10 protein-coding genes and 4 tRNA genes are annotated in these 14477 nt (G+C 54.8%); all 14 read left to right on the top strand.

The window, feature by feature from the left end; translation table 11 throughout:
• Positions 1–264: 264 nt before the first annotated feature.
• The 14 genes from birA to rpoC all read left to right on the top strand — a co-directional run bounded on the left by birA (position 265) and on the right by rpoC (position 14304).
• Positions 265–1221: a bifunctional biotin--[acetyl-CoA-carboxylase] ligase/biotin operon repressor BirA gene (birA, locus tag IFT47_RS25810; protein WP_192174972.1), complete on the top strand. Its 957-nt coding sequence runs from the start codon at positions 265–267 to the stop codon at positions 1219–1221.
• Between the two features lie 62 nt (positions 1222–1283).
• A complete protein-coding gene (locus IFT47_RS25815; RefSeq protein ID WP_192174973.1) occupies positions 1284–1721 on the top strand; it encodes a hypothetical protein in 438 nt (145 codons plus the stop codon).
• Between the two features lie 142 nt (positions 1722–1863).
• A tRNA-Tyr gene (locus tag IFT47_RS25820) sits at positions 1864–1948 on the top strand.
• 27 nt (positions 1949–1975) lie between these two features.
• A tRNA-Gly gene (locus tag IFT47_RS25825) sits at positions 1976–2049 on the top strand.
• A gap of 26 nt (positions 2050–2075) precedes the next feature.
• A tRNA-Thr gene (locus IFT47_RS25830) sits at positions 2076–2151 on the top strand.
• A gap of 175 nt (positions 2152–2326) precedes the next feature.
• Positions 2327–2402 (top strand) — tRNA-Trp (locus tag IFT47_RS25835).
• A gap of 44 nt (positions 2403–2446) precedes the next feature.
• Positions 2447–2815, top strand: a complete 369-nt coding sequence (secE, locus tag IFT47_RS25840) for a preprotein translocase subunit SecE (RefSeq protein ID WP_037017694.1) — start codon at positions 2447–2449, stop codon at positions 2813–2815.
• 9 nt (positions 2816–2824) lie between these two features.
• Positions 2825–3358, top strand: coding sequence for a transcription termination/antitermination protein NusG (gene nusG, locus IFT47_RS25845; RefSeq protein ID WP_003317113.1), 534 nt, complete (start codon positions 2825–2827; stop codon positions 3356–3358).
• A 119-nt stretch (positions 3359–3477) separates the two neighbouring features.
• The gene (gene rplK / locus IFT47_RS25850; RefSeq protein WP_037017696.1) at positions 3478–3909 is read left to right on the top strand and encodes a 50S ribosomal protein L11; all 432 of its coding nucleotides are present in this window, start codon (positions 3478–3480) and stop codon (positions 3907–3909) included.
• A complete protein-coding gene (rplA, locus tag IFT47_RS25855; protein WP_122536823.1) occupies positions 3909–4604 on the top strand; it encodes a 50S ribosomal protein L1 in 696 nt (231 codons plus the stop codon). Before rplK ends, rplA begins: the two co-directional genes overlap by 1 nt.
• A 197-nt stretch (positions 4605–4801) precedes the next feature.
• Entirely contained in the window at positions 4802–5302 is a 501-nt protein-coding gene (rplJ, locus tag IFT47_RS25860; RefSeq protein ID WP_192174974.1) for a 50S ribosomal protein L10, read from the top strand.
• 78 nt (positions 5303–5380) lie between these two features.
• The gene (gene rplL / locus IFT47_RS25865; RefSeq protein ID WP_019409897.1) at positions 5381–5746 is read left to right on the top strand and encodes a 50S ribosomal protein L7/L12; all 366 of its coding nucleotides are present in this window, start codon (positions 5381–5383) and stop codon (positions 5744–5746) included.
• Positions 5747–5967: 221 nt separating this feature from the next.
• Positions 5968–10041, top strand: coding sequence for a DNA-directed RNA polymerase subunit beta (gene rpoB / locus IFT47_RS25870; protein WP_192174975.1), 4074 nt, complete (start codon positions 5968–5970; stop codon positions 10039–10041).
• A gap of 63 nt (positions 10042–10104) precedes the next feature.
• On the top strand, positions 10105–14304 hold the full coding sequence (gene rpoC / locus IFT47_RS25875; protein WP_108121483.1) for a DNA-directed RNA polymerase subunit beta': 4200 nt from the start codon (positions 10105–10107) through the stop codon (positions 14302–14304).
• Positions 14305–14477 lie beyond the last annotated feature (173 nt).

Below are 14477 nucleotides of genomic sequence, written 5' to 3' on the forward strand. Positions count from 1 at the left end.
ACTCAGCAGTGAAACGATGCATCGCCGATGGTAGTGTGGGGTTTCCCCATGTGAGAGTAGGTCATCGTCAAGATTAAATTCCGAAACCCCATTTGCGAAAGCAGATGGGGTTTTGTTTTTGCGCGCGGAAAAACTGTTAACAACTCTCCACAGTAAAACCCACCCATCAGCAATGCTTGACTACGCCTTGTACCCTGCACGGCACGCTTGCGTAGGTCGGCTAGATGGCTATCATGCGCGTCTTACAACCAGGCGCTGAAATCCATGCATACGTTGCTAAAGCTACTTGGAGATGGGGCGTTTCACTCCGGCGAGGATCTGGGGCTCGCGCTGGGCGTCAGCCGAAGTGCTGTCTGGAAGAAGCTGCAGCAGGCCCAGGCTGAGCTTGGCATCGAAATTTACAAGGTGCGCGGCCGAGGTTACCGTTTGGCTTCCCCACTTTCGTTGTTGGACAGTGAGGTGCTGATCGATGAGCACGAAAGATTGGGTTGGACATGTAGCATTCACGAAACTATCGACTCCACGAATGCCGAAGCCATGAGAATGGCAAGTTCAGGCGCAGCCCTTCCTGCTTTGGTTCTTGCAGAGCAGCAGACAGCAGGCCGCGGCAGGCGTGGGCGTCAATGGGTAAGTCCTTTTGCTGAAAACCTCTATTACAGCCTTGCTTTGCGTATGGATGGCGGTACCCGTCGGCTCGACGGTCTTAGCCTTGTCGTAGGGCTTGCAGTTGTAGATACGCTGCGAGAACTCGGTATCCATAGAGCGGGGCTAAAATGGCCTAACGACATTCTGGTTGGCTGCAAAAAACTCGCTGGAGTGCTGCTCGAGGTAACCGGCGATCTCGCTAATGTTTGCCATGTAGTTATCGGTATTGGGATCAATATCAATATGCGTGATTCCGTTGACGTCGATCAGGCTTGGACGTCGGTGGCCCTTGAGCTGGGAGATATTCAGGACAGAAACAAGGTCGCCTGCGCGCTAAGTCGAAATCTCAGTGGCTATCTTGCTGGCCATCAGGAAAGAGGATTTGCAGCGTATAGAAAAGCGTGGGAGGACAAGCATCTATGGCAAGGCCTCGCGGTCGCTCTCACCGCGGGTACGAACACCACCCAGGGCGTTGTGAAGGGCATTGGTGATGATGGGGCGTTACGCCTGGAGGTAGATGGGCGTGAAGAGCATTTCAGCGGGGGGGAGGTGACTCTCAGGCTCCAGGGTGGTTAGGGTAGAAATCAGAGTTAGTAAGATCGGCCTGTATTCAGGTGCGTATCGTTAATGAGGTGGGTATGCCATGGACGTTTTTGTTGTTACTCATGTTGAACGGTCTGTATTTCTTCTGGCATCAGCAGGATGCGCCGCTGCGTCCTAAAGAGGTCGAGCCGCTGCTGACTCATCGAGCGTATGGCCAAAATATTCGTTTGCTGGGCGAGTCGGGAGTCGGTGGTGGTACTGCGCGTACCTCTACAGGACAAGAGAACTGCCTCTACCTGGGGGGAACTGCCAAGCAGGCTGAAGCCGCACTTCTCGAGCAGCGTCTTGTTGCCTTAGATATCGATACTCACCTTGAAAAGCGCCTGGATCAGGAAGGCGGCGTGTACTGGCTGAAAATTGCGCCTGCTAGCCGGCGCTTGGTCAGCGAGGTTTTGATTGCCGAGCTCCGCAGGGATTTTCCCATGCTAAAAAATGAAATAATGTCATGTGAAGGCATTGCAACCGTAGATTAGTTTGAATAGAATGGCGCCCGCTTCGCAGTGCAGATCAATTGATAGGTACTGATGTAGCGATGGTCAATGCTTGTAACCTCAAGTTTTTATTGAGAAAAAGATTGACAGAAGGGTAGCATGATATAGAATGCTGCCTCGCTTAGGAGGGGTTCCCGAGCGGCCAAAGGGATCAGACTGTAAATCTGACGTCTACGACTTCGAAGGTTCGAATCCTTCCCCCTCCACCATATTTTGAGCGTAAGCAGCAAAGCTCAGCGGGTATAGTTTAGTGGTAGAACCTCAGCCTTCCAAGCTGATGATGCGGGTTCGATTCCCGCTACCCGCTCCAAGTTTTCTGGTTGTGCAATGTGTTTTGCTCTTGTAGCTCAGTTGGTAGAGCACACCCTTGGTAAGGGTGAGGTCAGCGGTTCAAATCCGCTCAAGAGCTCCATTACTAAGGCAGATATGTGAGTATCTGCCTTTGTTTTAGGCGCTACGAATACCAAGGTTTTCAAGGTCTTGGTGAGGTGGCGCCGCAGTGATTCGACGTGCATAATCGCAGTTGTCGAGTTGCTGTTGAAATCTTCCTGTCAGGTCCGCATAATGTTCGGCCTGATTTTGCTTTTAGGTCAGTAGCTCAATTGGCAGAGCGACGGTCTCCAAAACCGTAGGTTGGGGGTTCGATTCCCTCCTGACCTGCCAGATTCTCCAAAGTATCTGGCTTTCTTTTCACAGGATTTTAGTAGATGAATCCAAAGGCTGAAGCCCAAGACTCCCGTTTTGATCTCGTGAAGTGGCTTGTAGTAGTGCTTCTGGTAGTCGTGGGTGTCGTTGGAAATCAATACTACTCCGCGCAGCCAATCCTGTATCGCGTTCTTGCCCTGCTTGTGATCGCCGCCGTGGCAGCCTATGTGGCTCTGCAGACGGGGAAGGGTAAGGCTTTCTTTGTTTTGGCCAAAGAAGCTCGCGCTGAGATTCGTAAAGTCGTGTGGCCTACGCGTCAAGAGACTACCCAGACCACTTTGATCGTGGTTGCAGTGGTTCTCGTAATGGCGCTGCTGTTGTGGGGTTTAGATTCCCTGCTCGGCTGGCTTGTTTCCTTGATTGTCGGCTAAGGGTGTCCCGTGGCTAAGCGTTGGTACGTAGTGCATGCCTACTCGGGTTACGAGAAGCATGTCATGCGCTCACTGGTTGAGCGTGTAAAGCTTGCAGGCATGGAAGATGGCTTCGGCGAGATTCTGGTCCCTACTGAAGAAGTAGTGGAAATGCGTAACGGCCAGAAACGCAAAAGTGAACGCAAATTCTTCCCTGGCTATGTGCTTGTCCAGATGGACATGAACGAGGGCACTTGGCACTTGGTCAAGGATACTCCTCGTGTCATGGGTTTCATCGGTGGCACGGCAGACAAGCCGGCCCCTATTACCGATAAAGAAGCCGAGGCAATTCTGCGTCGCGTTGCTGATGGCAGCGACAAGCCGAAGCCAAAAACTCTGTTCGAGCCGGGCGAAGTCGTCCGTGTTACAGATGGTCCGTTTGCTGATTTCAACGGTACTGTCGAAGAAGTCAACTACGAAAAGAGCCGAATCCAAGTGGCGGTGCTCATTTTCGGACGCTCCACTCCGGTGGAGTTGGAGTTCAGTCAGGTCGAAAAGGCGTAACTGAACTCAGAATCCCATACCCCGCAGCCCTGGGCTGTGGGGTTTTTTCGTCACCGGGATAAACGCGCAAGTAACCGGGGAGCCTTTCGAGGCGCTAGAACCCGTAATTGGAGTGCCTCATGGCCAAGAAGATTACCGCTTACATCAAGCTTCAAGTGAAAGCCGCTCAGGCTAACCCGAGCCCGCCTGTTGGTCCTGCACTGGGTCAGCACGGCGTGAACATCATGGAATTCTGCAAAGCGTTCAACGCCCGTACTCAGGGTATTGAGCCAGGTTTGCCGACCCCTGTGATTATCACTGTTTACAGTGACCGCAGCTTCACCTTTGAAACCAAAAGCACCCCGGCTTCGGTACTGCTGAAAAAAGCAGCTGGCTTGACCAGCGGCTCGGCTCGTCCGAACACCGTAAAAGTTGGCACAGTAACCCGTGCTCAGCTGGAAGAAATCGCCAAGGCAAAAAATGCCGACTTGACCGCTGCTGATATGGACGCCGCCGTGCGCACCATCGCCGGTTCTGCTCGTAGCATGGGCCTTAACGTGGAGGGTGTGTAATGGCTAAGCTGACTAAGCGCCAAAAAGCTATCGCTTCCAAAGTCGAAGCTGGCAAATCTTATAACTTCAACGAAGCCGCTGCTCTGCTGGCTGAGTTGTCGACAGTGAAGTTCAGCGAGTCTGTAGATGTCGCTGTGAACCTCGGTGTTGATCCTCGTAAATCCGATCAGGTCGTACGTAGCGCCACCGTGCTGCCTCACGGCACTGGCAAGACCGTTCGTGTCGCAGTATTTACTCAGGGTCCAGCTGCTGAGGCTGCTTTGGCTGCCGGCGCTGATCGTGTTGGTATGGACGATCTGGCTGCTGAAATGAAAGGCGGCGACCTGAACTATGACGTCGTGATTGCTTCCCCGGACGCAATGCGTGTTGTTGGTCAGCTGGGTCAGATCCTCGGCCCGCGCGGCCTGATGCCTAACCCTAAAGTCGGTACCGTTACTCCAGACGTAGCCACTGCCGTGAAAAACGCCAAGGCTGGTCAGGTTCGTTATCGCACCGACAAAAACGGCATTATCCATACCTCCGTTGGCAAGGTCGGCTTTGATGCAGACAAGCTGCGTGAGAACGTTGAAGCTCTGATCGCTGATCTGAAGCGTATCAAGCCAGCTTCCTCGAAAGGTATCTACGTTAAGCGCGTAACACTGAGCACCACTATGGGCCCAGGCTTGGTCATCGACCAAGGTTCGTTGGACGCGTAAGACTGGCATGACGCGGGTAACCGCGTCATTGCGAAAATTGGGGTCCCTGCCTGGCGGGGGCTATCCAAGACCGTAGGCGGCGAAAGCCTTAAACCACAAGCCTACGCAGATGGTGCTCCCGGTTCCTTACCGAATCAGACACCAAAACGACATCCGGCTCAGGTCAGATGAAACGGTAACAAGCAGGAGTTAAACCCGTGGCAATTAAACTCGAAGACAAGAAGGCCATCGTCGCTGAAGTCAACGAGGCTGCCAAAGTCGCTCTGTCTGCTGTTGTGGCTGATGCCCGCGGTGTGACGGTAGGCGCGATGACCGGACTCCGTAAAGAGGCTCGTGAAGCTGGCGTTTACGTACGTGTCGTACGTAACACCCTGCTCAAGCGCGCCGTTGCTGATACTGAATACAGTGTCCTCAACGATGTGTTCACCGGCCCGACCTTGATCGCCTTCTCCAACGAACATCCAGGTGCTGCTGCCCGTTTGTTCAAAGAGTTCGCTAAAGGTCAGGATAAGTTCGAGATCAAGGCAGCTGCGTTTGAGGGCAAGTACCTCGCAGCTAATCAGATCGACGTACTGGCAACACTGCCGACCCGCAACGAAGCGATTTCGCAGCTGATGAGCGTGATTCAAGGCGCTACCAGCAAGCTCGCTCGTACTCTGGCGGCTATTCGCGAACAGAAAGAAGCCGCTGCAGCCTAAGGGCCGGCACTTCTTCTCGCGTATTTTTGTTTATTTCGATGGTCGCGTAGGCCGTCCCCCAATTCAGGAATTAGAGTCATGTCTATCTCTCAAGACGATATCCTCAACGCCGTAGCTGAAATGTCCGTTCTGCAGGTTGTAGAGCTGATCAAAGCATTCGAAGAAAAATTCGGTGTTAGCGCTGCTGCTGCTTCCGCTGGCCCAGCTGCTGCTGCCGCCGTTGTTGAAGAGCAAACTGAATTCAACGTCATGCTGCTGGAAGCTGGCGAGAAGAAAGTTAACGTTATTAAGGCAGTTCGTGAACTGACCGGTCTGGGCCTGAAAGAAGCCAAGGCAGTCGTTGACGGCGCTCCAGCAATGGTTCTGGAAGCAGTAGCTAAAGACGCTGCTGACAAAGCCAAGGCTACTCTGGAAGAAGCAGGCGCTAAAGTCGAGCTGAAGTAAGCATCGACTTTGCGTTTCCAGCCCAAGCGTTAAGCGAAAGGCTGATGGCTGGTGGCTTCTGCCACCGGCCTTTTTCCGTTGTTGGCAGCTGATTCGGTTAGCGCTGATTACGTGATCTACCCACCTCGAACGGTGGCGCGAACCATGGGGTTCGCAAGATTTTTCTGGCTGCTCCCGTCGGGAGGAGCCAAACAAGCAGGTGACCAAGCTGGGGAACGCTGATGGCTTACTCATATACTGAGAAAAAACGTATCCGCAAGGACTTTAGCAAGTTGCCGGACGTCATGGATGTGCCTTACCTCCTGGCCATCCAGCTGGATTCGTATCGTGAATTCTTGCAAGCGGGAGCGACTAAAGATCAGTTCCGCGACGTGGGCCTGCATGCGGCCTTCAAATCTGTTTTCCCGATCATCAGCTACTCCGGCAATGCTGCTCTGGAGTATGTGGGTTATCGTCTGGGCGAACCGGCTTTTGATGTCAAGGAATGCGTGCTCCGCGGTGTGACATACGCCGTACCTTTGCGGGTAAAAGTACGTCTGATCATTTTCGACAAAGAATCGTCGAACAAAGCGATCAAGGACATCAAAGAGCAAGAAGTCTATATGGGTGAAATCCCCCTGATGACTGAAAACGGTACCTTCGTTATCAACGGTACCGAGCGTGTGATCGTTTCCCAGCTGCACCGTTCCCCGGGCGTGTTCTTTGACCATGACCGCGGCAAGACGCACAGTTCGGGCAAGCTGTTGTATTCGGCTCGCATCATTCCTTACCGTGGTTCGTGGCTGGACTTCGAATTCGATCCGAAAGACTGTGTCTTCGTTCGTATCGACCGTCGCCGCAAACTCCCTGCATCGGTTCTGCTCCGTGCATTGGGTTACACCACTGAAGAAGTGTTGGATGCTTTCTACACCACCAACGTATTCCACGTTCAGGGCGAGAACCTGAATCTGGAGTTGGTGCCTCAGCGCCTGCGTGGCGAAATTGCCGTTCTGGATATTCTGGACGACAAGGGCAAGGTGATTGTTGAGCAAGGCCGTCGTATTACGGCCCGTCACATCAACCAGCTCGAAAAAGCGAACATCAAGACCCTTGAGGTTCCGCTCGACTACGTTATTGGCCGCACCAGCGCCAAGGCGATCGTGCACCCAGCGACGGGTGAGATCATTGCCGAGTGCAATACCGAGCTGAATACCGAGATCCTGGCAAAAATTGCCAAGGCTCAGGTTGTTCGCATCGAGACGCTGTACACGAACGACATCGACTGCGGTCCTTTCATCTCCGACACCCTGAAGATCGACTCGACCGGCAACCAGCTTGAAGCCCTGGTCGAAATCTATCGGATGATGCGTCCTGGCGAGCCACCTACCAAGGATGCCGCCGAGACCTTGTTCAACAACCTGTTCTTCAGCCCAGAGCGCTACGATCTGTCGGCTGTAGGTCGGATGAAGTTCAACCGTCGTATCGGTCGTACCGAGATCGAAGGTTCGGGCGTCCTGCACAAAGACGACATCGTCGCCGTGCTGAAGACCCTGGTCGACATCCGTAATGGTAAAGGCATCGTCGATGACATCGATCACCTCGGTAACCGTCGCGTTCGTTGCGTAGGCGAGATGGCCGAGAACCAGTTCCGTGTAGGTCTGGTGCGTGTTGAGCGTGCGGTTAAAGAGCGTCTGTCGATGGCAGAAAGCGAAGGCCTGATGCCTCAGGACCTGATCAACGCCAAGCCTGTTGCGGCGGCGGTGAAAGAGTTCTTCGGTTCCAGCCAGCTTTCCCAGTTCATGGACCAGAACAACCCGCTGTCCGAGATCACTCACAAGCGTCGTGTCTCTGCACTCGGCCCTGGTGGTCTGACGCGTGAGCGTGCCGGCTTTGAAGTTCGTGACGTACACCCGACTCACTACGGTCGTGTCTGCCCGATTGAAACGCCGGAAGGTCCGAACATTGGTCTGATCAACTCCTTGGCGGCATACGCGCGCACCAACCAGTACGGCTTCCTCGAGAGCCCGTACCGTGTGGTTAAGGACGCTCTGGTAACTGACGAAATCGTTTTCCTCTCAGCTATTGAGGAAGCGGATCACGTCATTGCCCAGGCATCTGCGGCAATGAACGACAAGAAGATCCTGATCGACGAGCTGGTTGCTGTTCGTCACCTGAACGAGTTCACCGTCAAGGCGCCGGAAGACGTCACCCTGATGGATGTTTCGCCGAAGCAGGTTGTTTCCGTTGCAGCATCGCTGATCCCGTTCCTTGAGCACGACGATGCCAACCGTGCGTTGATGGGTTCGAACATGCAGCGTCAGGCTGTTCCAACACTGCGCGCTGACAAGCCGCTGGTTGGTACTGGCATGGAGCGTAACGTTGCGCGTGACTCCGGCGTTTGCGTCGTGGCCCGTCGTGGCGGCGTGATTGACTCGGTTGACGCTAGCCGTATCGTGGTTCGTGTTGCAGATGACGAAGTTGAGACAGGCGAAGCCGGTGTCGACATCTACAACCTGACCAAATACACACGTTCGAACCAAAACACCTGCATCAACCAGCGCCCGCTGGTGAGCAAGGGTGATCGCGTTCAGCGTAGCGACATCATGGCTGACGGCCCGTCCACCGATATGGGTGAGCTGGCACTGGGTCAGAACATGCGCATCGCGTTCATGGCGTGGAACGGCTTCAACTTCGAAGACTCCATTTGCCTGTCCGAGCGTGTTGTCCAGGAAGACCGCTTCACCACGATCCACATTCAGGAACTGACCTGTGTGGCGCGTGATACCAAGCTTGGGCCTGAAGAGATCACTGCTGACATCCCTAACGTGGGTGAAGCAGCACTTAACAAGCTGGACGAAGCCGGTATCGTTTATGTGGGTGCGGAAGTCGGCGCTGGTGACATTCTGGTAGGTAAGGTCACTCCGAAAGGCGAGACCCAGCTGACGCCGGAAGAGAAGCTGCTGCGCGCAATCTTCGGTGAAAAAGCCAGCGACGTTAAAGACACCTCCCTGCGTGTACCTACCGGTACCAAAGGCACCGTCATTGATGTCCAGGTCTTCACGCGTGATGGCGTTGAGCGTGATGCTCGTGCGCTGTCCATCGAGAAGAGCCAGCTTGACGAGATCCGCAAGGACTTGAACGAAGAGTTCCGCATCGTTGAAGGCGCAACTTTCGAGCGTCTGCGTTCCGCGCTGGTCGGTCGTGTCGCTGAAGGTGGTGCCGGCCTGAAGAAAGGGCAGGAAATCACCAACGAAGTTCTGGACGGTCTGGAGCACGGTCAGTGGTTCAAGCTGCGCATGGTCGAAGATGCGCTAAACGAGCAGCTCGAGAAGGCCCAGGCGTACATCGTTGACCGTCGCCGTCTGCTTGACGACAAGTTCGAAGACAAGAAGCGCAAGCTGCAGCAGGGCGATGACCTTGCTCCAGGCGTGCTGAAGATCGTCAAGGTCTACCTTGCCATTCGCCGTCGCATCCAGCCGGGCGACAAGATGGCCGGTCGTCACGGTAACAAAGGTGTGGTCTCCGTGATCATGCCGGTTGAAGACATGCCGCACGATGCCAATGGCACGCCGGTGGATATCGTCCTCAACCCGTTGGGTGTACCTTCGCGTATGAACGTCGGTCAGATCCTCGAAACTCACCTGGGCCTCGCGGCTAAAGGATTGGGCGAGAAGATCAACCGCATGCTCGAAGAGCAGCGTAAAGTCGTTGAACTGCGCAAGTTCCTGAACGAGATCTACAACGAGATTGGCGGCCGTCAGGAAAGTCTTGATGACCTGTCTGATCAGGAAATTCTGGATCTGGCGAAGAACCTGCGTGGCGGCGTTCCTATGGCTACCCCGGTATTCGACGGCGCCAAGGAATCCGAAATCAAGGCAATGCTCCGCCTGGCGGACATGCCGGACAGTGGCCAGATGCAGCTGTTCGACGGCCGTACCGGTAACAAGTTTGAGCGTCCGGTCACCGTTGGCTACATGTACATGCTGAAGCTGAACCACTTGGTGGACGACAAGATGCACGCGCGTTCCACTGGTTCGTACAGCCTGGTCACCCAGCAGCCGCTGGGTGGTAAGGCTCAGTTCGGTGGTCAGCGTTTCGGGGAGATGGAAGTCTGGGCGCTGGAAGCATATGGCGCGGCGTACACTCTGCAAGAAATGCTCACAGTGAAGTCGGACGACGTGAACGGCCGTACCAAGATGTACAAGAACATCGTGGACGGCGATCACCGTATGGAGCCGGGCATGCCCGAGTCCTTCAACGTGTTGATCAAAGAAATCCGTTCGCTCGGTATCGATATCGATCTGGAAACCGAATAACACGTGACGCGAATCGAGGGCGGGTCGGTATGACTGCCCTCTGCTCCGCCAGGAGGAAAGGCCTTGAAAGACCTACTGAATTTGCTGAAAAACCAGGGTCAAGTCGAAGAGTTCGACGCCATCCGTATCGGATTGGCATCGCCTGAGATGATCCGCTCGTGGTCGTTCGGTGAAGTTAAAAAGCCGGAAACTATCAACTACCGTACGTTCAAACCTGAGCGTGACGGCCTGTTCTGCGCCAAGATCTTTGGCCCGGTCAAGGATTACGAGTGCCTGTGCGGTAAGTACAAGCGCTTGAAGCATCGTGGCGTTATCTGCGAAAAATGCGGCGTTGAAGTCGCACTGGCCAAAGTCCGTCGTGAGCGCATGGCTCACATCGAACTGGCATCGCCGGTTGCTCACATCTGGTTCCTGAAATCACTGCCGTCCCGTATCGGCTTGCTGATGGACATGACCCTGCGTGACATCGAACGCGTTCTCTACTTCGAGAGCTATGTCGTTATCGATCCGGGCATGACTACCCTCGAAAAAGGGCAGCTGCTTAACGACGAGCAATACTTCGAAGCCCTTGAAGAGTTCGGTGATGACTTCGACGCCCGTATGGGTGCCGAAGCTGTCCGTGAGCTGCTGCACGCTATTGATCTGGAACACGAGATTGGCCGTCTGCGCGAAGAGATTCCGCAAACCAACTCCGAAACCAAAATCAAGAAGCTGTCCAAGCGTCTGAAGTTGATGGAAGCCTTCCAGGGTTCCGGCAACCTTCCAGAGTGGATGGTGTTGACCGTTCTGCCGGTTCTTCCGCCAGACCTGCGTCCACTGGTTCCACTGGATGGTGGTCGCTTCGCGACTTCTGACCTCAACGATCTGTATCGTCGGGTGATCAACCGTAACAACCGTTTGAAGCGTCTGCTGGATCTGTCTGCTCCTGACATCATCGTGCGCAACGAAAAGCGCATGCTGCAGGAAGCTGTGGATGCGCTGCTTGATAACGGTCGTCGCGGTCGCGCCATCACTGGTTCGAACAAGCGTCCTCTGAAATCCCTGGCTGACATGATCAAGGGTAAGCAGGGTCGTTTCCGTCAGAACTTGCTTGGTAAGCGTGTTGACTACTCTGGCCGTTCGGTAATTACCGTAGGTCCGACCCTGCGTCTGCACCAGTGCGGTCTGCCGAAGAAGATGGCACTTGAGCTGTTCAAGCCGTTCATTTTCGGCAAGCTCGAAATGCGTGGTCTTGCGACCACCATCAAAGCTGCCAAGAAGATGGTTGAGCGCGAGCTGCCAGAAGTCTGGGACGTTCTCGCCGAAGTCATTCGCGAACACCCAGTGCTTCTGAACCGGGCGCCGACGCTTCACCGTCTGGGCATCCAGGCGTTTGAGCCGGTCCTCATCGAAGGTAAGGCAATCCAGCTGCACCCGCTGGTCTGTGCGGCATACAACGCCGACTTCGACGGTGACCAGATGGCCGTTCACGTGCCGCTGACGCTGGAAGCCCAGCTCGAAGCCCGTGCGCTGATGATGTCGACCAACAACATTCTGTCGCCTGCTAACGGTGAGCCAATCATCGTTCCTTCGCAGGACGTTGTATTGGGTCTGTACTACATGACTCGTGAAGCGATCAACGCCAAAGGCGAAGGTCGTGTATTCGCGGATCTGCAGGAAGTTGACCGTGTGTTCCGTGCCGGCGAAGCCGCACTGCATGCGAAAGTAAAAGTGCGCATCAACGAAACGGTCAATGATCGTGACGGTGGCAGCGTCAAGAACACCCGTATCGTCGACACAACCGTCGGCCGTGCGCTGCTGTTCCAGGTGGTCCCGGCCGGCCTGTCATACGACGTCGTCAACCAGCCGATGAAGAAGAAGGCAATCTCCAAGCTGATCAACCAGTGCTATCGCGTGGTTGGCCTGAAAGAGACCGTTATCTTCGCTGACCAGTTGATGTACACCGGTTTTGCCTATTCGACGATCTCGGGTGTTTCCATCGGCGTTAACGACTTCGTTATCCCTGATGAAAAAGCTCGCATCATCGACGCCGCAACCGATGAAGTGAAAGAGATCGAAAGTCAGTACGCCTCAGGCCTGGTTACTCAGGGCGAGAAGTACAACAAGGTGATCGACCTCTGGTCCAAGGCCAACGATGAAGTCTCGAAGGCGATGATGTCCAACCTCTCGAAAGAGAAGGTTGTCGACCGTCACGGTGAGACTGTTGACCAGGAATCCTTCAACTCGATGTATATGATGGCCGACTCGGGTGCGCGGGGTTCCGCAGCACAGATTCGTCAGCTGGCAGGTATGCGTGGTCTGATGGCCAAGCCGGATGGCTCGATCATCGAGACGCCGATCACTGCGAACTTCCGCGAAGGTTTGAGCGTTCTTCAGTACTTCATCTCGACTCACGGTGCTCGTAAGGGTCTTGCGGATACTGCGTTGAAAACCGCGAACTCCGGTTACCTGACTCGTCGTCTGGTAGACGTGGCACAAGATCTGGTTGTTACCGAGGTTGATTGCGGTACTGAACACGGTCTGGTAATGACGCCGCACATCGAAGGCGGTGATGTCGTAGAGCCGTTGGGCGAACGCGTATTGGGTCGAGTGATCGCCCGTGACGTATTCAAGCCTGGTACTGAAGATGTCATCGTTCCAGGCGGCACGCTGGTTGACGAGAAGTGGGTTGAATTCATCGAGCTGAATAGCATCGACGAAGTCATCGTGCGTTCCCCAATCAGCTGCGAAACCCGTTTCGGTATTTGCGCCAAATGCTACGGCCGAGATCTGGCACGTGGTCACCAGGTGAACATCGGTGAAGCTGTCGGCGTTATCGCCGCGCAGTCGATCGGTGAGCCGGGTACCCAGCTGACCATGCGTACATTCCACATCGGTGGTGCGGCAAGCCGTACTTCTGCTGCGGACAGTGTCCAGGTCAAGAACGGCGGTATCGTTCGTCTGCACAACTTGAAGCACGTTGAGCGTCTTGATGGCCACTTGGTCGCGGTTTCGCGTTCTGGTGAGCTGGCAATTGCCGACGAATTCGGGCGTGAGCGCGAGCGTTACAAACTGCCGTATGGCGCTGTGATTCTGGTGAAGGAAGGTGACAAGGTTGACGCAGGGTCCATCGTGGCCAAGTGGGATCCGCACACTCACCCAATCGTCACCGAGATGAAAGGCACCGTGACCTACGTGGGCATGGAAGAAGGTATTACGATCAAGCGCCAGACCGACGAATTGACCGGTTTGACCAACATCGAAGTACTGGATGCCAAAGACCGTCCTGCAGCAGGTAAAGACATTCGTCCTGCGGTCAAGATGGTTGGTGTTGATGGCAAGGATCTGTTGTTGCCGGGTACCGACGTACCCGCTCAGTACTTCCTGCCGGCAAACGCCCTCGTCGGTGTTGCGGATGGTGTGCAAGTGGGTGTGGGTGACGTTATCGCCCGTATTCCGCAAGAGACCTCCAAGACTCGCGACATCACCGGTGGTCTGCCGCGCGTTGCCGACTTGTTCGAAGCGCGTCGTCCGAAAGAAGCATCGATCCTGGCTGAAGTCAGCGGTACGATCGCGTTCGGTAAAGAGACCAAGGGCAAGCGCCGTCTGGTTATCACGCCAAACGATGGTACCGATCCGTACGAGGAGCTGATTCCAAAGTGGCGTCACCTCAACGTCTTTGAAGGTGAGCAGGTCAGCCGTGGTGAGGTTATCTCCGACGGTCCTAGCGATCCGCACGATATCCTGCGTCTGCTGGGTGTCAGCGCTCTGGCGAAATACATCGTCAACGAGATTCAGGACGTTTACCGCCTGCAAGGCGTGAAGATCAACGACAAGCATATCGAGACGATCCTGCGTCAGATGCTGCGTAAAGTCGAGATCGCTGAGTCGGGCGACTCCAGCTTCATCAAGGGCGACCAGATGGAGTTGACGCACGTACTGGTTGAAAACGAGCGCCTCGCGGCTGACGAGAAATTTGTTTCCAAATTTACTCGGGTGTTGCTCGGTATCACCAAGGCCTCGCTGTCCACCGAATCGTTCATCTCGGCGGCCTCCTTCCAGGAGACCACTCGCGTGTTGACCGAAGCGGCAGTGACCGGCAAGCGTGATTATCTGCGCGGCCTGAAAGAAAACGTGGTTGTGGGTCGTTTGATCCCTGCAGGTACCGGTCTGGCATATCACAGCGAGCGCAAGCGTCGTCGTGAAGCCGACAAGCCGATGCGTGTAAGTGCGAGCGAAGTTGAAGCCGCGCTGACCGAAGCGTTGAACTCAAGCAGTAATTGAGAGTAGGGCCCCGATTTTCATGGTCATTGGCATTACCCGGTTTCTATGGGTTGCCAGTGGCTGTGGACATCGGGGCTTTGCCTTGACTGGGGGCAGGATCCTCTTTAGACTCTTGTACCCCTAAATCTGGCGGGACGTATGTCCTGCCATTTTGCTTTTCTTGTAAGACAATA

This window comes from Pseudomonas sp. CFBP 13711 (assembly GCF_014842265.1).
Lineage (GTDB): Bacteria > Pseudomonadota > Gammaproteobacteria > Pseudomonadales > Pseudomonadaceae > Aquipseudomonas.

Excerpts from the sequence above, each read along its gene's own strand:
- rpoB (WP_192174975.1), top strand. The coding sequence starts at position 5,968 with ATGGCTTACTCATATACTGAGAAAAAACGTATCCGCAAGGACTTTAGC.
- birA (WP_192174972.1), top strand. The coding sequence starts at position 265 with ATGCATACGTTGCTAAAGCTACTTGGAGATGGGGCGTTTCACTCCGGC.
- IFT47_RS25815 (WP_192174973.1), top strand. The coding sequence starts at position 1,284 with ATGCCATGGACGTTTTTGTTGTTACTCATGTTGAACGGTCTGTATTTC.
- rplK (WP_037017696.1), top strand. The coding sequence starts at position 3,478 with ATGGCCAAGAAGATTACCGCTTACATCAAGCTTCAAGTGAAAGCCGCT.
- rplL (WP_019409897.1), top strand. The coding sequence starts at position 5,381 with ATGTCTATCTCTCAAGACGATATCCTCAACGCCGTAGCTGAAATGTCC.
- rplA (WP_122536823.1), top strand. The coding sequence starts at position 3,909 with ATGGCTAAGCTGACTAAGCGCCAAAAAGCTATCGCTTCCAAAGTCGAA.
- secE (WP_037017694.1), top strand. The coding sequence starts at position 2,447 with ATGAATCCAAAGGCTGAAGCCCAAGACTCCCGTTTTGATCTCGTGAAG.